Raw genomic sequence first — 22,254 nt, forward strand, 5'->3', positions numbered from 1 at the left:
TGAATAATGGATCGTGAGGACGGGTTCCTTCCGCTTTCGCGCGGCCAGTTGGAAATCTGGCTGTCGCATGAAAGCGGTCTTGCCGGCACGGAATGGCAACTCGGCCTTTTGGGAAGAATCGACGGCACGGTACAACAGGAGCTCCTGCAAGAGGCGATCCGGCAAGCCATGCAAGAAGCCGAACCGGCGCGGGCGGCGTTCTTTGAAATCGATGGTCAGGTGTTTCAGAAACCGATCGATTACTCCGATATCGAACTTCCGTTCCATGACTTCCGAAACGCGGCCGATCCGGTCCAAAAGGTCCGGGAAGCGGCGTCATCGATCCAACGCACACCGATGTCGCTCAGCGGCAGGTTGGCGAAATTCGCGTTGTTTCGGACAGCGGCGGAGGAGTACTACTGGTTCGGCCTGTGCCACCACATATCCGTAGACGGCCTGAGCATGGCGCTGGTGTGCCGTCGGATCGCGACTATTTATTCGGCCATGGTCTCGGGTGCCCCCGTCCCGCCAGCCTATTTCGGCTCGCTGCGCGACGCGGTCGACTGCGAGACGGATTACCAAGGGTCCAGCGATTTCCGCGAAGACCAGGCCTACTGGAGCAAGAACCTTCCGCCCGACAATGCGCTGGATTACCGACTGCCCACCGCGGCGCAGCAGCGTGATGCGTACACCCCTTCCGCGTCGGTTCCCGTGGATCACGCCGTCGTCGGCCACATCAAAGAGCTGTCCAAAAGTCTGCGCATCCGTCGATACTCGGTGACCACCGCGGCGTGCGCACTCTTGGTTCGAGCATGGTCAGCAAATAGTTCAGAGGTTGCGCTCGACTTCCCCGTCAGTCGGCGAGTGACCTCGGAGTCGAAGACACTTCCGACGATGCTCGCCGGGGTGGTGCCTCTCGTGCTGCAAAGTCCGCCGGATTGGACGGTCGGCGAGTTCTGCAGGCACGTCGACTCGCGTATCCGAGAACTGTTGAAGCATCAGCGTTTTCCGGTGCACACCCTCGACGGCGAAGGAGGTTTTCGTGGCCCACGGCAGGCGTCGAATCGGGTAGCGGTCAACTTCATCCCGTCCCGGCTCACCCTCGACCTCGCGGGTGCACCGGTTGAGGTGTCGTACACCAATCATGGCCCGATGGGCAACTTCGGGCTCTTCTTCATCGGCGCCAGTGATCAACTCTTTCTCAGCACGGCGGGCGCAGGGCAGCCGTACGCGGATTTCGAAGTCGCGGATCTGGCGCGGCGCTTACAGCGAATTGTCACCGCGATGGCGGACGACCCCGATCGACGGTTGTCGTCGATCGATCTGCTGGATCCGGTTGAGCACGCCAAGTTAGCCGAGATCGGCAATCGCGCCGCCTTGACCGGGCCTGCATCCACGCCGCTGTCGATACCCGAGTTGTTTGCCGCACAGGTCGAGCGCGTCCCCGGGGCAACGGCGCTCACCTACAACGGTCGATCACTGACTTACCGCGAGCTGGATGAGACCGCAAATCGGTTGGCGCACTTGCTGGCCAGCCAGGGTGTCGGCCCGGCTCAGCGGGTGGCGCTGCTGTCGGAGCGATCAGCCAACGCAGTCATCGCGATTATGGCCGTGCTCAAGACCGGCGCGGCGTATCTGCCGATCGACCCGGCCGTACCCGCATCGCGGTTGGACTTCATCCTGGCCGACGCCGCGCCGGCGGCCGTGATCACCACCAACGAGTTGCGGTCCCGAGTGGATGGTCACGACCTCGTGATCATCGACGTCGATGACCCCCGCGTCGGCACACAGCCAAGCACAGCATTGCCCGGCCCTGCCCCCGATGACATCGCCTACGTCATCTACACGTCCGGCACCACCGGAACGCCAAAGGGTGTCGCGGTTCCCCACCAAAACCTGACTGCGCTGATGACGTCGTTGGATGGCAGCCTGCCGCGCCAAGGCGTTTGGCCGCTGTGCCATTCCCTCGGCTTTGACGCGTCGGTCTGGGAAATCGGGCATGCGCTTCTGCGCGGCGGCCGACTGGTGGTGGTGCCCGAATCGGTGGCCGGCTCACCAGAGGACTTCCATCGCCTGCTGGTCGACGAAGAGGTCACCGTAGTCACTCAAACCCCGTCGGCGGTGGCGATGCTCTCCGCTGAGGGCCTGGAGTCGACCGCGTTGGTGGTCGCTGGCGAGGCCTGCCCGCCCGAGCTCATGCATCGGTGGGCGACGGCCGGGCGGGTGATGATCAACGCCTACGGCCCGACCGAGATCACGATCTGCGCGGCGATGAGCGCCCCTCTGGCGGCGGGTACGGGTGTCGCGCCGATCGGTTCGCCGGTACCCGGCGCGGCATTGTTCGTGCTCGATTCCTGGCTGCAACCGATGCCTGCGGGTGTGGTCGGCGAACTGTACGTTGCCGGCGCAGGCGTGGCGTCGGGATACCTCGGCCGGTCCGCGTTGACGGCGTCGCGGTTTGTGGCCTGCCCGTTCGGCGAGCCTGGGGCTCGCATGTATCACACCGGCGATCTGGTGCGCTGGGGCGCCGACGGGCAGCTGCAGTACCTTGGCCGCTCCGATGAGCAGGTCAAGATCCGCGGGTATCGCATCGAGCTCGGTGAGGTCCAGGCCGCACTGCGTGCGCTGGACGGCGTCGATCAGGCGGTGGTGATCGCGCGCGAGGACCGTCCCGGCGACAAGCGCTTGGTCGGCTATGTCACCGGCGACGCCGATCCAGTCAAGGCCAGGGCCCAGTTGGCGGATCGGCTGCCGGCATATATGGTGCCTGCCGCAGTGGTGGTGCTGGATGCGCTCCCGCTGACGGCCAACAACAAGCTGGACACCCGCGCCCTCCCGTCGCCGGAGTTCCGCGGCATCGGTGGTGACTACCGAGCGCCAGCCACCCCCCTCGAGGAGGTCCTGGCCGACATCTACGCCGAGGTGCTCGGCCAGGACCGGGTCGGTGTCGACGACTCGTTCTTCGACCTGGGCGGGGACAGCATCCTGTCGATGCAGGTGGTCGCTCGGGCCCGCGCAGCCGGTGTGCTGTGCCGGCCGCGCGACGTCTTCGTCGAGCAGACGGTGGCTCGACTGGCCCTGGTGGCCGAAGTCGCGGGCGGCGAGGCCGATGTGGTCGATGACGGCGTCGGGCCCGTGACCGCCACCCCGATCATGCGTTGGCTGCACAGCGTCGACGGCCCGGTCGATCAGTTCAATCAGACGCTGGTCCTGCAGGCCCCCGCCGGCGTGACCGAGGCCGACGCGGTCGTCGTGCTGCAGGCACTGCTGGATCGGCACGCCGCGCTGCGCATGCGCGCCGAGGACGACGGCGGCTGGTCACTGACCGTGCCTGAACAGGGGTCGGTGTATGCCAGCGACTGCCTGCGCGCCGTCGCCGCGCTGTCGGATGAGGCGTTGGTGGCGGCGCGGTCCAGGTTGAACCCGGCCGCGGGCGCGATGATCAGTGCGCTGTGGGTGTCCGACGCCCGCCAGCTGGTGTTGATGATTCACCACCTGTCTGTCGACGGCGTCTCCTGGCGAATTCTGTTGGAAGACTTGAACATCGCCTGGGCCCAGCATCACAACGGGCAGCCGGTACAGCTGCCTGCGGGAGGGACCTCGTTTGCCCATTGGTCCTCGCTGCTTGACGAGTACGCCCGCAGCGCGGAGGTTGTCGGCCAGACCGACGCGTGGCGGCAGGTCTTGGCGACTCCGGCCGCGCTGCCTGCAGTGCAGCCGGACGTCGACACCTATGCAAACGCGGGACGCCTTTCCGCATCGCTCGACGCGGAGACCACGCGGCTGCTGCTCGGCGAGGTGCCCGCGGCGTTCCACGCCGGCGTCCAGGACATTCTGCTGATCGCCTTCGGATTGGCCTGGAATGAATTCCTTGGCGCCGCAACGACTCCGATCGGCATCGACGTCGAGGGCCACGGACGGGACGAGGAGTTCGCCGCCAACATCGACCTGTCCCGCACGGTGGGCTGGTTCACCACCAAGTACCCGGTAGCGCTGGCCGTTGGCGAACTTTCCTGGGATCTGGTGGCCGCCGGCGACGGCGCTCTCGGCCCGGTCATCAAGGACGCCAAAGAGCAGCTTCGCGCCCTGCCGGACGGCTTGACCTACGGTCTGCTGCGGTATGCGAACACCGAAGTCGAGCTGGCCAGCTCGGACCCGACCGTGGGGTTCAATTACCTCGGGCGCCTCGGCGCTGGCGCGGCCGGGCTTTCCGACGACCTGTGGCGGATCGCCGACGACAGTTTGTCGACGACAGACGCGGCGTCGGCGGTGCCGATGCCGTTGGCGCACACCGTGGAACTCAACGCCGCCACCATGGACTCCGACGCCGGACCGCTCCTGCAGGCCGCCTGGACGTGGGCGCCGTCCGCGGTGAATCGCGAGCAGGTGAACAGGCTCAGCCAGCTGTGGTTCGACGCACTGGCCGGCATCTGCGCACACGTGCAAAACGGCGGTGGCGGGCTCACCCCCTCAGACCTCGCCCCGGCTCGGCTGAGCCAGCAGCAGATCGACGAGCTCGCGCAGCTCGACCAGATCGACGACGTGCTGCCACTGACCCCCTTGCAGCAAGGGCTGCTGTTCCAGGCCGGCTTCGACCAAGGCTCCGCCGACGACGTGTATGCCGTGCAGCTGGGCATCACCATGACCGGGCCTCTTGATCCGAACCGCCTTCGTGATGCGGTGGACACCGTTGTCGCCCGCCATCCCAATCTCGCGGCCCGCTTCTGCGAACAGTTCGACGAGCCGGTGCAGCTCATTCCGGCGGATCCCGTAATCGCTTGGCAATACCGCGAACTCGATTCCGACGCGCAGATCGAGCAGCTGTGCGCGGTAGAGCGCGCCGAGGTCCGCACGCTGTCGGACGGGCCGGTCTTCCGGGCTGTGCTCATCCGTACGTCGGACATCCGGCACCGGCTGGTCATCACCATTCACCACATCGTCATCGATGGTTGGTCGCTGCCGATCCTGCTGCAGGAGGTGTTTGCCTGCTATTACGGACAACGGCTACCCAGCGCCTTGCCGTATCGCGCGTTCGTGACGTGGCTGGCCCGACAGGACCGCGACGCCGCCCGCGCGACGTGGCAGCAGGTGTTCGACGGGTTCGAAACCCCGACCCTGGTGGGTCCGCCAGTCCAGGCAGGGCCACGAAGCGTCGCGTCCCATCGCCTACCAGAACACACCACGCGAGCTTTGACCGAGTTGGCGCGCTCCGAGCGGACCACTGTCAACACGGTGCTCCAAGCCGCATGGGCGCAACTGCTGACGAGGCTCACGGGCCAGCACGACGTGGCATTCGGCACAGCTGTTTCGGGGCGGCCCGCGGATCTGCCCGGCGCGGAATCGATGGTCGGCCTGCTGATCAACACGGTGCCGGTCCGTGCGAACGTCACCGCGACCACCACCGTCGCCGACCTGCTGAAGCAGCTGCAAGGTTTCCACAACGACACCGTCGAACATGAGCACGTGGCACTTGGCGAGATTCATCGCGCCACCGGCCACGATCGACTGTTCGACACCCTTTTCGTCTACGAGAACTATCCGATCGATGCCGACGCGCCACTGGGCGTGCAGGAGTTGGCCATCACCGACTTCACGAGTCGCGAGTACAACCACTACCCGCTTTCGGTGGTGGCGATGCCGGGTCCCGAACTCGGCCTTCGCGTCGAATTCGACACCGAGATATTCGACGCGGCCGGCATCGAAACTCTCGTCAATCGGTTGCAGCAGGTGCTGGCGGCCATGACCGCTGATGCCTCCCAACGGTTGTCGGCCATCGACCTACTCGATCGCGGTGAGCATGACCGACTTGACGCTTGGGGCAACCGCGCGGTGTTGACCCAGCCGGCTCCGGCGCTGCAGTCGATCCCGGCGTTGTTCGCCGCCCAGGTGGCCCGCGCCCCGGAGGCGGTGGCGATCAGCTGCGGCGGCCGGTCCTTGACCTATCGCGAACTGGATCAGGCCGCAAACCGGCTGGCGCATTTTCTGGCTCGCCAGGGTGCGGGTCCTGGTGAGCGGGTGGCGCTGTTGGTGCCCCGCAGTGCCGAGGCGGTGATGGCAGTTCTGGCGGTGCTCAAGACGGGAGCCGCATATCTGCCGATGGACTCCGCGCATCCCGATAGTCGGATCGAGTTCATGCTCGCCGACGCGGCGCCGATTGCTGCTGTCACAACGGCTGACCTGCGCCCGCGGCTCGCGGCGTCCGGCGTGTCCGTCATCGATGTCGAAGACCCTGCCATTGAATCCGAGCCGAGCGCCGCGTTGCCGGTCCCCGCGCCGGACGACATCGCATACATCATCTACACCTCGGGCACCACCGGCGTTCCGAAAGGGGTTGCGGTCACTCATCGCAACGTCGCCCGACTGCTCGAGTCCCTCGATGCCGAACTAGCGCTGGGGCAGGTATGGACTCAGTGCCATTCCTTGGCGTTCGACTATTCGGTGTGGGAGATGTGGGGTGCGCTGCTGTACGGCGGCCGACTACTGGTCGTGCCCGACTCGGTCGTCCGCTCGCCCGAGGACCTGCACGCCTTGCTCGTTACGCAACAGGTCAGCGTCCTGAGTCAGACCCCGTCGGCGTTCTATGCGCTGCAGACGGCCGACGCGCTACACCCCGAGCTGGGGCAGCAGCTGAAACTTCAAACCGTCGTGTTCGGCGGTGAAGCCCTTGAGCCGCAACGTCTTTCGAACTGGCTGCACTGTCACCCAGGATTGCCGCGCATGATCAACATGTACGGCATCACCGAGACAACGGTGCACGCCTCATTCAGGGAGATCGGTGAAGCCGACGCCGACAGCAACGCCAGCCCCATCGGAGTGCCACTCGAGCATCTTGCCTTCTTCGTGCTGGATGGATGGTTGCGGCAGGCGCCGGTCGGTGTGGTCGGCGAGCTCTATGTGGCCGGTGCCGGTCTCGCGACGGGATATGTCGGTCGCTCGGGTCTGACCTCGACGCGGTTTGTGGCGTGCCCCTTCGGCGGGCCCGGCGCGCGGATGTATCGCACGGGTGATCTCGTGCAGTGGGGCACCGACGGTCAGCTGCGGTATGTGGGACGCGCCGATGAGCAGGTGAAGATCCGCGGCTACCGCATCGAATTGGGGGAGGTGCACGCGGCGCTGGCCGCGATCGACGGTGTGGATCAGGCGGCCGTGATCGCGCGCGAGAACGGTCCCGGTGACAAGCGGCTGGTGGGTTACGTCACCGGCTCGGTCGACCCGGCCGCGGTGCGCGCGACGCTGGCCGACCGGTTGCCGACTTACATGGTGCCCGCCGCCGTGGTGGTCATGGACGCGCTGCCGCTGACGGTCAACGGCAAACTCGACACCCGTGCCCTGCCGGCACCCGAGTACCAGAACGCCGATCACTACCGCGCGCCGGCAGACGCGGTCGAGCAGATCCTGGCCGGCATCTACGCCCAAGTCCTCGGTGTCGAACGGGTCGGGGTGGACGATTCGTTCTTCGACCTCGGCGGCGACAGCATCTCTTCGATGCAGGTGGTGGCCAGGGCGCGGGCGGCTGGTCTGCGGTGTCGACCGCGCGACGTCTTCGTCGAGCAGACCGTGGCCCGGTTGGCTCAGGTGGCGGCGTTCACCGATGGCGTGGCCGATGTGGGCGATGACGGCATCGGGCCTGTGCTGCCCACCCCGATCATGCGGTGGCTGTACGGCATTGACGGCCCGGTTGATCAGTTCAATCAAACGGTCGTGCTTGCCGCTCCGGCGGGCGTCACCGAGGACGACGTGGTCGTCGTGCTGCAGGCGCTGCTGGATCGGCACGCCACGCTGCGGCTGCGCGCCCAGGACGACAGCGACTTGTCGCTGACCGTGCCCGAGGCGGGGACGGTCGATGCGCGCGGCTGCCTGCACGTGGTCGACGAATTCTCCGACGAGGCGCTGCTGGCGGCGCGGTCGCGGTTGAACCCGACCGCCGGGGCGATGCTCAGTGCGCTGTGGGCGCCCGGCACAGGCCAGCTGGCGTTGATGATCCACCACCTCGCCGTCGACGCGGTGTCGTGGCGAATTCTGTTGGAAGACTTGAACATTGCCTGGGCGCAACATCACGGAGAGCAGCCGGTGGAGTTGCCGGCGGGGGGAACGTCGTTTGCTCGGTGGGCATCGCTGCTTAATGAGCACGCGCACACCCAGCCGGTGGTGAAGCTGGCCGACGCCTGGCGCAAAGTGTCGGAGATCCCGGCCGCGCTGCCCGCCGTGCAACCCGCGCTCGATACCTATGCCAGCGCAGGGCAGTTGACGGTGTCGCTCGGCGCCGACACCACGCGGGTGTTACTGGGTCAGGTGCCGACGGCGTTTCACGCTGGGGTGCAAGACATTCTGCTGATCGCGTTCGGGTTGGCGTGGACGGAATTCCTTGGCGCGGGTGCGGCGCCGATCGGCATCGACGTCGAGGGTCACGGCCGCAATGAGGAACTCGCGGCAGATGTAGATCTCTCGCGCACGGTCGGATGGTTTACCACCAAGTACCCGGTCGCGCTCACCCTGCGCGAACTGCCGTGGTCACAGGTGACCGTGGGCGACAGCGCACTGGGCCCGGTGATCAAGGACGCCAAGGAGCAACTTCGCGTCATGCCGGACGGTCTGACCTACGGTCTGCTGCGCTATGTGAATCCCGACGTTGAGTTGTCCGGCTCCGATCCAGCAATCGCGTTCAACTATCTCGGGCGTCTCGGCGCGGGCGCGGCCGACCTTTCCGAGGACTTGTGGCGGATCGACGGAGATGCTCTGTCGGTCACCGCCGCGGCTACCGCGGTACCAACGCCGCTGGGACACAGCGTTGAACTCAACGCCGGCGTCATGGACACCGACACGGGTCCGCAGCTGCATGCGACATGGACGTGGGCGCGCTCGGCGCTGGATGACGACCAAGCCGGCCGGCTGAGCCGACTGTGGTTCGACGCCATCGCCGGCATCTGCGCTCATGTCCAGGGCGGCGGCGGCGGGTTGACTCCCTCTGACGTCGCTCCGGCCATGCTGAGCCAGCGTCAGCTCGACGAGCTGACAGCGCAATATCAGCTGGTCGACGTGCTGCCGCTGACCCCCCTACAGCAGGGCCTGCTGTTTCATACCGGGACTGCGCAGGGCAGCGAAGACCTGTATGCGGTACAGCTGGACGTCGCCTTGGCAGGTCCGCTCGACCCCGATCGTCTGCGCACTGCGGTGCACACCGTGATCAACCGGCACCCCAACGTGGTGGCCCGCTTCGTCGAACGGTTCGGCCAACCGGTGCAGGTGATCCCGTCGGATCCCGAAATCGCTTGGCAATACCTCGAACTCGATGCCGAGGAGCAGATCGAACAGCTATGCGCTTCCGAACGCACCTTGGTGTGCGAGCTCGCAGACCAACCGACGTTGCGGGCCGCGCTGATCCGCACCGCAGAAGACCGGCACCGGTTCGTGCTCACCAATCACCACATCGTGCTCGACGGCTGGTCGAAGTCGATTCTGCTGCAGGAGATATTCGCCAGCTACTTCGGCGAGCGGCTGGCCGCGCCGGTGCCCTACCGACGGTTCGTCGCGTGGCTGGCGGAACAGGACAACGGTGCAGCCCAAGCCGTGTGGCGCAACGTGTTCGACGGTTTCGCCACCCCAACGCTCGTCGGCCCCCCGGGCCGGCCGACGCTCGGGCGACGCGGCGTCGAATCATTCCAGCTGTCAGCCGAAACCACGCGAGCCGTCGGCGAGCTCGCACGGTCCTGTCACACCACGGTCAGTACGGTGCTGCAGGGCGCGTGGGCGCAGCTGCTGATGTGGCTGACTGGTCAGCCCGACGTGGCGTTCGGCACCGCGGTTGCTGGGCGACCCGCCGATCTGGTCGGCGGGGAATCGATGGTGGGCCTGCTGATCAACACGGTGCCGGTGCGGGCGACCATCACGCCGAGCACCACCGTTGCGAGCCTGCTCGAACAGCTGCAAAGCGCGTATCACGACACGTTGGAGCACCAACACCTGGCGCTCACCGAGATCCACCGCGCCACCGGCCACGACCAACTGTTCGACACCGTCTTCGTCTACGAGAATTACCCGATCGACACGGCGGGGTTGTTGGGTGTCCACGAGTTGGCAGTCACCGGCTTCGCCAATCGCGAGTACAACCACTACCCGCTTTCGGTTCAAGCTGTGCCCGGCCATGAGTTGGGCCTGCGCGTCGAATTCGACACTGACGTCTTCGATTCGGCGCGAATCGGAAGGCTGGTCGACCGAATGCGGCGGCTGTTGGTGGCCATGACCGCAGATTCGAGGGAGCAGCCATGAGCGTCGATTCCAACCGGACATTGCTGTCGTTCGACCTGCTCGATGACAGCGAACACGAGCGGCTCGATGAGTGGGGCAACCGGGCGGCGCTGACCCGGCCCGCGCCCAGCCCGAGGTCGATTCCGGAGTTGTTCGCCGCGCAGGTGGACCGCGCGCCTGACACCGTGGCGCTGGTGTGTGGCGAACGATCGTGGACCTATCGCGAGCTGGATGAGGCCTCCAACCGGTTGGCAAACCTGTTGGCCCGCAACGGCGCCGGGGCCGGTGAAGCCGTTGCGCTGCTCATTCAACGTTCCGCTGAGGCAATCGTGGCGATCCTGGCGGTGCTCAAAACCGGCGCCGCGTACTTACCCATCGACCCTGCGCATCCCGACGCCCGCATCGGCTTCATGCTTTCCGACGCCGAGCCGGTGGCGGCACTGACCACCGCAGATCTGCGTGCGCGGCTGGATGCGTCCGGCGTGCCGGTGATCGACGTCGACGATCCTGCTGTCGACAACCGACCCAGCACCGCATTGCCCTCACCGGCACCCGACGACCTCGCCTACATGACCTACACGTCGGGCACCACCGGCGTCCCCAAAGCGGTGGCGGTCACTCACCACAATGTGACGCAACTAGTGGCCGCGCTGCACGCCGATCTGCCCGCAGGGCCGGGACAGGTGTGGTCGCAATGGCATTCGCTGGTCTTCGATGTCTCGGTGTGGGAGATCTGGGGCGCACTGCTGCACGGCGGCCGACTGGTCGTGGTGCCCGAGACGGTGGCGAGCTCACCGGTGGACCTGCACAACCTGTTGGTCACCGAGAAGGTGAGCGTCTTGTGCCAGACCCCTTCGGCGGCGGGGATGCTGTCGCCGGAGCGGCTGGATTCGACGACGTTGGTGGTGGCGGGGGAGGCATGCCCGCCCGAACTGGTGGATCGGTGGGCACCAGGGCGGGTGATGATCAACGCCTACGGCCCGACCGAGGCCACGATCTATGCGGCGATGAGCGCGCCGTTGACACCGGGTTCGCCAGTGGCCCCGATCGGTTCGCCTGTGCCGGGTGCGGCGTTGTTCGTTCTGGACAACTGGTTGCGGCCCGCGCCGGAAGGGGTGGTCGGGGAACTGTATGTCGCCGGGGCCGGCATCGCGGCCGGCTATGCGCGTCGGTCCGGGTTGACCGCGTCGCGCTTTCTGGCGTGCCCCTTCGGAGCGCCTGGGACGCGGATGTACCGGACCGGTGACTTGGTGCAGTGGGGTGACGACGGGCAGCTGCAGTATCTGGGCCGCGCCGACGAGCAGGTGAAGATCCGCGGCTATCGCATCGAGCTCGGCGAAGTGCAGGCGGCCCTGGCCCGTTTGGCCGGGGTGGATCAGGCGGTCGTGATCGCCCGCGAGGACCGCCCCGGCGACAAGCGGCTGGTCGGTTACATCACCGGGACCGCCGACCCGGCGCAGTTGCGCACCGCACTGGCCGAGCGACTCCCCGCCTATATGGTGCCGGCGGCGGTGCAGGTGATCGAGGCGATTCCGTTGACGGTCAACGGAAAACTCGACAAACGTGCCTTGCCCGCGCCGGACTACGGCGGCACCGGTGCCGACTACCGGGCCCCCGCTACCGCGGTCGAGCAGATCCTCGCCGACATCTACGCCGAGGTCCTCGGTGTCGAGCGGGTCGGGGTAGACGAGTCGTTCTTCGACCTTGGCGGGGACAGCATCCTGTCGATGCAAGTGGTGGGGCGCGCCCGCGCGGCGGGGCTGGTGTGCCGGCCACGCGACATCTTCGTAGAGCAGACCGTGGCCCGACTGGCGTCGGTGGTGGACGTGGCCGGCGGTGAGGCCGGTGTCGTCGATGAGGGCATCGGCGAGGTGGTGCCAACCCCGATCATGCGTTGGCTGCACAGCGTCGACGGGCCGGTCGATGAGTTCAGTCAGACGGTGGTGCTGCAGGCCCCCGCGACAGTGACCGAACGCGACGTCGTGGCCGTCTTGCAGGCCCTGCTCGATCGACATGCCACGCTGCGCCTGCGTGCAGAGGATGGCGGGGCAGGCGGCTGGTCGCTGACGGTGCCCGAGGTCGGATCGGTGGACGCGGCCGCGTGTGTGCAGACGACCGACGCGTTGTCGGATGAGGCGCTGGCCGCGGCGCGGTCGCGGTTGAATCTGGCGGCCGGGGGCATGCTCAGCGCGTTATGGGTGCCTGACACCGGCCAGTTGGCGTTGACGATTCACCATCTGGCGGTCGATGGGGTGTCGTGGCGAATCCTGTTGGAAGACTTGAACATTGCGTGGGCCCAGCGTCATTCGGGTCAGCAGGTGGCCGTGCCGACGGGCGGCACCTCGTTTGCCCACTGGTCTGAGCTGCTGGACGAGTATGCGCGAAACCCGGCGGTGGTGGACGCAGCCGAGGCCTGGCGCGAGGTGACGGCGATACCGACGGCGCTGCCGCCAATAGCGCCGACCGACACCTACGCCAACGCCGGGCAGTTGTCCGTGTCACTGGACGCCGAGACCACCCGTCGGATTCTCGGGGAGGTGCCCGCGGCGTTTCACGCTGGGGTGCAAGACATTCTGCTGATCGCGTTCGGGTTGGCGTTGTCGGAGTTCTTGGGCGCCGACGGGGCGCCGGTCGGCGTCGACGTGGAGGGCCACGGCCGCCACGAGGAGCTCGCCGCCAATGTCGACCTGACCCGCACCGTGGGATGGTTCACGACGAAGTACCCGACGTCTCTTGCCGTCGGTCAGTTGTCGTGGGCGCAGGTGGTGGCCGGGGACGCGGCGCTGGGAGCGGTGATCAAGGCCGCCAAGGAGCAGCTGCGCGCACTGCCCCATCCCGTGACCTACGGCCTGCTGCGCTACATGAACCCGGACGTCGAGCTGACCGGATCGGACCCGACGATCGGATTCAACTATTTGGGGCGCCTTGGCGCGGGCGCGGCCGACCTGTCCGATGAGCTGTGGCGGATCAGTCAGGAGAGTTTGTCGGCGACGAGCGCGGGCGCGAGTGTGCTCATGCCGTTGATGCACACCCTCGAGCTCAACGCAGGCACGATGGACACCGACGCCGGTCCGCGACTGCAGGCCGGCTGGATATGGGCGCCATCGGCACTCGATGAAGATCACGTCCGTCGGCTGAGCCGGCTGTGGTTCGACGCCCTGGCCGGCATCTGTGCGCACGTGAAAAGCGGCGGTGGCGGGCTGACCCCGTCAGATGTCGCCCCGGCCCGGCTGAGCCAGCGGCAGCTCGATGAGCTGACGCAGCGCTATGACCTCACTGACGTCCTTCCGCTGACCCCCGTGCAGCAAGGCCTGCTGTTCCACTCCACGTTTGCGCGGGGCACCGGAGACGATATGTATGCGGTGCAGCTGGATATCACCGTGACCGGTGTCGTTGACCAGCACCGGCTGCGTGACGCGGTGCGCACGGTCGTCGCGCGACATCCCAACCTGGCGGCCCGATTCTGCGAACAGTACGGCGAGCCGGTGCAGATCATCACCGCCGACCCGGCGATCGCCTGGCGGTATCTGGATCTTCGCGGGGACGACCTGAACCCGGATGTGGAGATCCAGCAGCTGTGCGACGCGGAACGCGCCGCCGTCTGCGACCTCGTCGAGCGGCCGACCTTCCGGGCCGCGTTGATCCGCAGCGCTGGCAACCAGCACAGGTTCGTGCTGACCTTCCACCACATCGTGATCGACGGCTGGTCACTGCCGATCCTGCTGCAGGAGATCTTCGCCTGCTACTTCGGGCAGCGTCTGCCGGCAGCGCCGTCGTATCGGAGCTTCGTCAACTGGCTTACGAGTCAGGATCGCGACGCCGCACGCGCGGCCTGGCGCGAGGTGTTGGACGGTTTTGACACCCCGACGCTGGTCGCTTCGCAGGCCCAGCCCGGGCCGCGCGGCGTCGAATCGTATCGGTTGTCCGCCGCGACTACGAAGGCCCTCGGCGAGTTGGCCCGCGCACAGCACACCACGGTCAACACGGTGCTGCAGGCCGCGTGGGCGCAGGTGCTGATGGTGCTGACCGGACAGTGTGATGTCGCGTTCGGCACCGCGGTCTCGGGGCGGCCAGCGGAGTTGGCCGGGGCCGAATCAATCGTCGGGCTGCTGATCAACACCGTGCCGGTGCGGGCCCGCGCCACCGCGGCCACCACCGTCGCCGACCTGCTCGACCAGTTGCAGCGCCACCACAACGACACCATTGAGCATGAACATCTGGCGCTCAACGAGATTCACCACATCGCTGGTCACGATCAGTTGTTCGACACCCTCTTCCTCTACGAGAGCTACCCGATCGACACGAGCGCGTATGTGGGCGTGCAAGAGCTGGCGATCACCGAGTTCAACAACCGCGAATACAACCACTACCCCGTTTCGGTGATGGCTCTACCCGGCCACGAACTGGGCTTGCGCGTCGAATTCGACACCGAAAAGTTCGACGTGGCGAGCATCGAAGCACTGATCGAGCGGTTCCGTCTGGTGCTGGCGGCCATGACGGCCGATCCCACCCGGCGGCTGTCGTCGATCGACCTGCTCGATGACGATGAGCACGACCGACTCGACGAGTGGGGCAACCGATCGGTGTTCGCGCAGCCGATGTCCGCCGGGGCGTCGATTCCTGAGGTGTTCGCAAGGCAGGTGGATCGGGCCCCGGAGGCGGTGGCACTGACGTTCGACGGGCGCTCGATGACCTACGGGGAACTCGACGATGCCGCCAACCGGTTGGCGAACCTGTTGGCCGTCTACGGCGCCGGGCCGGGTGAGTCGGTGGCGCTGTTCGTTCCTCGTTCGGACGACGCGATCGTGGCGATCCTGGCGGTGCTCAAGACGGGGGCGGCGTATGTGCCGATCGACCCTGCGGTGCCGGCCAGACGGCTGGAGTTCATGCTCGCCGACGCCAAACCGATCGCTGCCGTCACGACGGCGGACCTGCGCGCTCGACTGGCCGTGTCCGATGTGCCCGTCATCGAAGTCGATGACCCCGCCGTCGACGTCGCCCTCGACATCTACCCCGGCGCCAGGTTGCTGACGCCGGATTCCGACGACATCGCGTACACGATTTACACCTCGGGGACCACCGGCGTCCCCAAAGGGGTGGCCATCACGCACGGCAATGTGACCCAAGCGCTGGAGTCGCCGCCAGCTCATATGCCCACTGGGCCAGGTCTTGTGTGGTCGCACACGGGTTCCCTGGTCTTCGACATCACGGTGTGGGAGATCTGGGGTGCACTGTTGCACGGTGGCCGACTCGTGATCGCGCCGGATTCGGTCGTTCACTCGCCGGAGGACCTCCGTGATCTCCTGGTCGCGCAACAGGTCAACCTGTTGTTCCAGACTCCGTCCGCGTTAGGAGTGTTGCCTTCGGAGGGACTGGAACACACCGCGTTGCTTGTCGCAGGTGAGGCTTGCCCGATCGACGTGATGGATCGGTGGGCATCCGGGCGGGTGATGATCAACGGCTACGGGCCAACAGAAACAACGATCTATGCCACGTTCAGCAGGCCAATGACAGCGGGATCCGGTGTGGCTCCGATTGGCTCACCGGTGGCGGGCACGGCATTGGTCGTCTTGGACGGGTGGCTGCGGCCGGTGCCGGCGGGTGTAGTCGGCGAGCTGTATGTTGCCGGCCGAGGCGTCGGTGTTGGCTATGTGCGCCGGACCGGATTGACCGCGTCGCGGTTTGTGGCGTGCCCGTTCGGGGAGCCCGGGACGCGGATGTATCGCACTGGGGATTTGGTGCGGTGGGGTGGTGATGGTCAGCTCGAGTATCTGGGCCGCGCCGATGAGCAAGTGAAGATCCGCGGCTTCCGTATCGAGCTCGGTGAGATTCAGGCGGCGCTCGCCGAAGTGGATGGGGTGGATCAGGCGGTTGTGATCGCTCGTGAGGACCGCCCCTGCGACAAACGCTTGGTCGGTTACATCATCGGCACGGCCGATCCGGCGGAAGCCCGCGCCGCGTTGGCTGAGCGGTTGCCGGCGTACATGGTGCCGGCCGCGGTGGTGGTGTTGGACAAGCTGCCGCTCACGATCAACGGCAAACTCGACAGGCGCGCTCTGCCAGTGCCCGAGTACGACGACGCCGCTCATTACCGTGCGCCAGCCACAGCGACCGAGGATGTCGTCGCCGGGATCTACGCCCAAGTGCTGGGTATAGAGCGGGTTGGGACCGATGAGTCCTTTTTCGATCTGGGCGGGGATTCGATTTCGGCGATGCGGGTCGTTGCCGCACTCAATACAGCCCTGGATGCCAATCTCGCGGTGCGAACATTGTTCGACGCCCCGTCCGTGAGCAGTTTGAGCCGGCGGTTGGACAGCGACGCCGGATCGGACGCAGTGTCGGGCACCGCCCGTGTCAGCTTCGCCTCCGTGCATGGCCACGACTGCACCGAGGTGCATGCCAGTGACCTGACCTTGGACAAATTCATCGACGCTGGCACCCTGAGGACCGCCCCGACTTTGCCGCGCCCGAACGGGCAGGTACGGACGGTCCTGCTGACAGGGGCCACCGGGTTCCTCGGACGGTATCTGCTGCTGCAATGGCTCAAGCGGCTGCGCCGTGTCGATGACACCGTGATCTGCTTGGTGCGGGCCAAGTCCGACGACGATGCGCGACGCCGGCTCGAGGCGGCGTTCGACACCGACCCTGCTCTGCGTCGGCACTTCAAGGAACTGTCGGCCGAGAGGTTGAAGGTCATCGCCGGCGACAAGGGCGAACCCAATTTCGGATTAGACGCGCAGACGTGGCAGCAGCTGGCCGAAAGCGTCGACCTGATAGTCGATTCAGCGGCGTTGGTCAACAGCGTGCTGCCATACAGCGAGCTTTTCGGCCCCAACGTGGTGGGCACTGCCGAGCTGATCCGGTTCGCGTTGACCACGAAGCTCAAGCCCTACTCATTCGTGTCGACAGCGGACGTCGGCCGCGAGATCGAGTCGTCGACGTTTACCGAGGACGCCGATATCCGGGTCATCAGTGCCACTCGCCCTGCCGACGGAAGCTATGCCAACGGCTATGGCAACAGTAAGTGGGCAGGTGAGGTGCTGTTGCGGGAAGCCCATGACCGGTGCGGGCTGCCGGTCTCGGTGTTCCGCCCGGGCATGATCATGGTCGGCACCAGCTATGCGGGCCAATTGAACGCGTCCGACACGGTCAGCCGGATGGTGCTAAGCATCATCGCCACCGGATTGGCACCGCAGTCCTTCTACCGGCTCGACGCTGACGGCAATCGGCAGCGCGCGCACTTCGACGGGCTGTCCGTGGAATTCGTCGCAGAGGCGATCACCAAGCTGGGTTCGCAACTAGTCGGTTCAGCTTCGCCGAATTTCGAGACATATCACGTGATGAATCCGCACGACGACGGCATAGGAATTGACGAGTACGTGGACTGGCTGATCGAAGCCGGCTACCCGATCGAGCGCATCAGTGACTTCGAGGAGTGGTTGCAGCGGTTCGAGGCCGGTTTGGATGCCTTGCCGGATCAGCAGCGCCAAGGTTCGGTGCTGCAGATGTTGAAGGTGGTGCAACAGCACGGTTGGGATCGACAGCCCCCAGAGCCGTCGCGCGGCTCCATGGCTCCGGCCGACAGGTTCCGTGCTGCGGTGCGAGACGCGAAAATCGGTGCGGATCATGACATTCCCCACGTTTCTGCGCCGATGATCGTCCGATACGTCACCGACCTGCAACTGCTCGGATTGCTCTAGGGCAGGTTTGGGAGAATTGCCAATTCATCGTGCAGCGGACAATCTGGCACCCCGATGGCTTGAGCAATTGTTGCGTACAGCTCATCTGACACTGCGGACAAGGTAGGGCCACGGGCATGTGGGGCCAAATTTTGGGGCTGGCACTGGTGACATCGCTCAATCCGGTGCTTCTCGGCTTCATTCTGCTCGTGATGTCGCGCCCACGGCCGGTGCAAAATCTGCTCGCCTTCTGGGTCGGCTGCCTGATCGTGAATGTGCCGGCCTTTCTGATTTCGCTGATGGTGATGCACCTCGTGCCGGCATTCACCTCTGCGGCACGGGATTTGACCACCCCGGAGCAGGGCTCCACGGTCCAACCCCTTCAGCTCGGCACCGGTGTGCTTGCGCTGCTGGTCGGCACACTGATGGCGGTTCGCCTCTGGGTGCGTCAGCGGGCGATCGAGCCCGCACCGGTGGGCGTGGTCGGCAACACGCCGGTGCTGCTGCTGGATTCGGACACCCCGACATCTGACTCGCGACCGCAGGGTCGGATCAGAGGTGTCGTGGTGCGCATTCGATCGGTGATCCGAAGACTTCTGCGCCGCGGCCACGACGCTTGGGAAGACGGCGCCTTGTGGGTCGCGATGGTGTTCGGCATGGCGTATTTGCCGCCACCGCCCCTGGTCCTGCTGGTCGACACCATCATCGTGGGCTCGGGAGCCGCAATCGGGATGCAAGTCATCGCCGTCATCGCGTTCATCTTTGCGATGCTTGCGGTTTTCGAGATTGTTCTCATCAGCTATCTGGTCGCTCCAGCGCGAACCCAAGCGGTCCTGCGACCGGTACACGACTGGGCGCTCCGACATCGCCAGCACGTGCTGATAGCCCTGTTCGTACTGGTTGGGATCTGGCAGGTGATCACGGGTCTTGGCCTCACCTGAGCTCAGCACAATCAGATTGGTCGGAGGATTCTGTGCCGAATATTGAGCTAGGTTCGTGATGTGGACTTCCGAGCGGCGCTGCTCGACCAGACCCGGGAATTCGGGGAACTGATCCGCAGTGCAGACCCGTCAACGCCCGTGCCGACCTGCCCCGACTGGACGCTCAAACAGCTGTTCCGTCATGTCGGACGCGGAAACCGTTGGGCCGCACAGATCATCGCCGACCGCAGGACCGACGCGTTGGACCCGCGTGACGTCCGCGACGGCAGACCGCCCGATGATCCCGACGCCGCGATCGATTGGTTGAACAACGGCGTCCAGCTCATCGTCGACGCCGTCGACCGCGTCGGCCCCGAGACGCGTGTCTGGACGTTCATCGGTGCGCGCCCGTGCGGCTGGTGGATCCGGCGTCGGCTGCACGAGGCCACGGTGCACCGGGCCGATGCGGCGCTCGCGTTGGGGATGGATTTCGAACTGTCGCCAGAGCTGGCGGCCGACGGGATCAGCGAGTGGATCGAGCGCGTCAGTGTCGAGTCCCGCTCGCATTCGCTGCCGTTGGAGGTCGGCAGGACGTTGCACCTGCACGCTACCGACGAGGGTCTGGGCCCCACCGGTGAGTGGACCATCACCAGCGACCGGGTGGACGGCGTCGCATGGTCACACGATCATGGCAAGGGCGACGTCGCGTTGCGCGGCCCGGCGAAGGATCTGCTGTTGGCTACGGTGCGTCGTCGCACCGCGGCCGAACTCGGTGTCGAAGTATTCGGCGACACCGCTGTTTGGGACAGCTGGTTGGACCACACACCGTTTTAGGAGGCGTAGCTTCTCGACCATGACGACTTCGGAGATCGCGACCGTCCTCGCCTGGCATGACGCGCTCAACGAGCAGGACTTCGACACCCTGGCGAAGGTGTCCAGCGACGACATCGAGTTCGGTGATGCGAACGGCGCCGGCCAAGGGCATGAGGCCCTGCTGAAGTGGGCGGGTTCGTTGGCTGTGACAGCTGCCGACCCGGGCCGGATGTACGTCCGCGACGGCGTGGTGGTCGCCGAAGAACACGGTGGCGATGCCGTGGCGTTCCGTGTGGTGCGAGACCACGTCACGTCGGTGTTTCGGCATCCCGACCTGGCCACCGCGCTGGCCGCAACTGACCTGACCGAACAGGACCTCGCAGGCTGATGCGCGGCATCATCCTGGCCGGCGGATCGGGGACGAGGCTCTATCCGATCACCAGGGGCGCGTCCAAACAGCTGATGCCTGTGTACGACAAGCCGATGATCTACTACCCGCTGTCGACGCTGATGATGGCAGGCATCCGCGATATCCTGATCATCACCACGCCCGACGATGCACCCGCATTTCACCGATTGCTAGGCGACGGTTCGGATTTCGGCATCAACATCAGCTACGCCGAGCAGCAACAGCCCAACGGCCTTGCTCAGGCCTTCGTCATCGGCGCCGACCACATCGGCGGTGACTCGGTGGCATTGGTGTTGGGCGACAACATCTTCTACGGTCCGGGACTGGGCACCAGCTTGAGCCGATTCCAAAAGGTCAGCGGCGGAGCAATTTTCGCGTATTGGGTGGCCAACCCGTCGGCGTATGGCGTGGTCGAGTTCGCCGCCGACGGAACGGCGCTGTCCATCGAGGAGAAGCCGGCCACGCCGAAGTCGAATTATGCCGTGCCGGGGCTGTACTTCTACGACAACGATGTGATAGAAATCGCGCGCTCCCTGAAGCCGTCGACGCGTGGTGAGTTTGAGATCACCGAGGTCAACCAGCACTACCTGAACCGGGGCCGGCTGTCGGTGGAGGTGCTGGCCCGCGGCACCGCGTGGCTGGACACCGGAACCTTCGATTCACTGCTGGACGCAGGCGATTACGTCCGCACCATCGAACGCAGACAGGGCCTCAAGATCAGTGTGCCCGAGGAGGTGGCCTGGCGGGTCGGCTTCATCGATGATGAGCAACTCGCCGCCCGCGCGCGCACCCTGCTCAAATCCGGTTACGGCGCTTACCTTTTGGAGCTTCTGGAGCGCTAGCGGGTCGGCGAGCAGTGGTGTGAGGCGTCGCGAGCACCGCCGCGATTGCCGTTGTCAACGGGACCGACAACGCCAGTGCGATGCCGCCGACCGCGGAGCGGGCGATCTCGATGGCCACGCTCTCACTGGTCAGCACATCACCGAGAGACCGGTTGGCCACGCTGAACAACAGCAACAGCGGCAAGGCGCTGCCGGCGTACGCCAGCACCAGCGTGTACACGGTGCTGGCGATGTGGTCGCGGCCCACCCGCATGGCGCCGAGGAATATCGATCTGCGGCTGGCGCCGGTCTCGGCAAGCTCGAACACCGTCGAGGCCTGCGTGACGGTGACGTCGTTGAGCACACCGAGCGAGCCGATGATGAAGCCCGCCAGCAGCAATCCAGTGATCGAGACATTGCCGAGATAGGCGGCCACCTCGTTGTTCTGATCCTCCGACAGTCCCGTCAAGTGGGCCAATTCGATTGCGCCCCAGGACAACAGAGCGGCCAGCAGCAGAGCGGCCAAGGTGCCCAGCAATGCCGCGCTGGTGCGCAGGCTGACCCCGTGCGCCAGGTAGATCACCGCATACAGGATCACCGCCGAGGCAACGAGCGCGACCGGAATAGCCGATGCGCCGTCACGCAGCGCAGGCAGCAGAAACACCACCAGCACGACAAATGCCACCACGATGCCGATCAACGCCCGCAGTCCGCGCCAGCCCGCGACTGCGACGATCACGACGGCGAACACCGCCGCGAACGCGATCAGCGGCCAAGTCCGCTCGAAGTCGTAGAACGCGTAGCTCGTCGCGCCGCCGGCATCGACCTGGCGGCTGATCCGGAGGTGGTCACCGACGGCAAGATGGGGCTGGCCCGGTCCGCCGCTGAACTCGAGCATCGTGTTGGCGTCCTTGTTCGGGCCGGAATCGATGCGGATCAGGGTCTGCACGCACTGTCCGCCGCCCGCTGGCGCCTGCTCGGGTTCGGCGGTCAGCACGGCGCCGTTCGACGGGCTGCCACATGAAGCGGTCTTGCTCGACAGCACATGTCCAGCCTCGGTGGTGACCGCACCGCCCGTTGCGTTCTGGAACGGCAGTGGGATGTCCACCTTCTGCTGGCTGGGCCATAGCCACACCGCGCCTGCCAGCACGGCGACGCCGATGGCAATCAGGGCGCCCACGACGACCTTGGCCGCCATCGGGCCCAGCGGTGCCGGGCCGCTCAGTGAGTGCGAATGCGAATGCGCCACCCGGACAGGGTAGATGTGAAGGTTGTGGGGACCGAGCAGAGATCCGTGGTCGTCGGCGCACGTTCGCGCCTGGCCGCGGTGGGCCTCGGGGGCGGTTGGTGGATGTGCGGGTTACCGGACACGGGGTCCTAGAGTTGAC

Annotated in this window: 7 protein-coding genes; 6 read left to right on the top strand and 1 reads right to left on the bottom strand. The window is 66.0% G+C overall.

Annotated features, from left to right (window positions below; all coding sequences use genetic code 11):
• Positions 1–6: 6 nt before the first annotated feature.
• The 6 genes from MYCSM_RS01680 to rfbA all read left to right on the top strand — a co-directional run bounded on the left by MYCSM_RS01680 (position 7) and on the right by rfbA (position 20,887).
• Positions 7–10,245 (top strand): non-ribosomal peptide synthetase, encoded by a 10,239-nt coding sequence (locus MYCSM_RS01680; RefSeq protein WP_015304389.1) that lies wholly within the window; start codon positions 7–9, stop codon positions 10,243–10,245.
• A complete protein-coding gene (locus MYCSM_RS01685) occupies positions 10,242–17,924 on the top strand; it encodes an amino acid adenylation domain-containing protein (RefSeq protein ID WP_015304390.1) in 7,683 nt (2,560 codons plus the stop codon). The genes MYCSM_RS01680 and MYCSM_RS01685 overlap by 4 nt, the downstream gene beginning before the upstream one ends.
• 116 nt (positions 17,925–18,040) lie before the next feature.
• Positions 18,041–18,844, top strand: a complete 804-nt coding sequence (locus MYCSM_RS01690; RefSeq protein WP_015304391.1) for a GAP family protein — start codon at positions 18,041–18,043, stop codon at positions 18,842–18,844.
• Positions 18,845–18,904: 60 nt separating this feature from the next.
• On the top strand, positions 18,905–19,657 hold the full coding sequence (locus MYCSM_RS01695; RefSeq protein WP_015304392.1) for a maleylpyruvate isomerase family mycothiol-dependent enzyme: 753 nt from the start codon (positions 18,905–18,907) through the stop codon (positions 19,655–19,657).
• A 19-nt stretch (positions 19,658–19,676) separates the two neighbouring features.
• Complete coding sequence (locus tag MYCSM_RS01700; RefSeq protein WP_015304393.1) at positions 19,677–20,024, top strand: nuclear transport factor 2 family protein; 348 nt, start codon at positions 19,677–19,679, stop codon at positions 20,022–20,024.
• A complete protein-coding gene (rfbA, locus tag MYCSM_RS01705; protein ID WP_015304394.1) occupies positions 20,024–20,887 on the top strand; it encodes a glucose-1-phosphate thymidylyltransferase RfbA in 864 nt (287 codons plus the stop codon). The genes MYCSM_RS01700 and rfbA overlap by 1 nt, the downstream gene beginning before the upstream one ends.
• Here rfbA and MYCSM_RS01710 read toward each other — a convergent pair.
• Positions 20,841–22,064: a YibE/F family protein gene (locus MYCSM_RS01710; protein WP_015304395.1), complete on the bottom strand. Its 1,224-nt coding sequence runs from the start codon at positions 22,062–22,064 to the stop codon at positions 20,841–20,843. The two genes, rfbA and MYCSM_RS01710, sit on opposite strands and share 47 nt — an antisense overlap.
• Positions 22,065–22,254: the final 190 nt, after the last annotated feature.

This window comes from Mycobacterium sp. JS623 (assembly GCF_000328565.1).
Lineage (GTDB): Bacteria > Actinomycetota > Actinomycetes > Mycobacteriales > Mycobacteriaceae > Mycobacterium.

Excerpts from the sequence above, each read along its gene's own strand:
- MYCSM_RS01710 (WP_015304395.1), bottom strand. The coding sequence starts at position 22,064 with ATGGCGGCCAAGGTCGTCGTGGGCGCCCTGATTGCCATCGGCGTCGCC.
- MYCSM_RS01680 (WP_015304389.1), top strand. The coding sequence starts at position 7 with ATGGATCGTGAGGACGGGTTCCTTCCGCTTTCGCGCGGCCAGTTGGAA.
- rfbA (WP_015304394.1), top strand. The coding sequence starts at position 20,024 with ATGCGCGGCATCATCCTGGCCGGCGGATCGGGGACGAGGCTCTATCCG.
- MYCSM_RS01685 (WP_015304390.1), top strand. The coding sequence starts at position 10,242 with ATGAGCGTCGATTCCAACCGGACATTGCTGTCGTTCGACCTGCTCGAT.
- MYCSM_RS01690 (WP_015304391.1), top strand. The coding sequence starts at position 18,041 with ATGTGGGGCCAAATTTTGGGGCTGGCACTGGTGACATCGCTCAATCCG.
- MYCSM_RS01700 (WP_015304393.1), top strand. The coding sequence starts at position 19,677 with ATGACGACTTCGGAGATCGCGACCGTCCTCGCCTGGCATGACGCGCTC.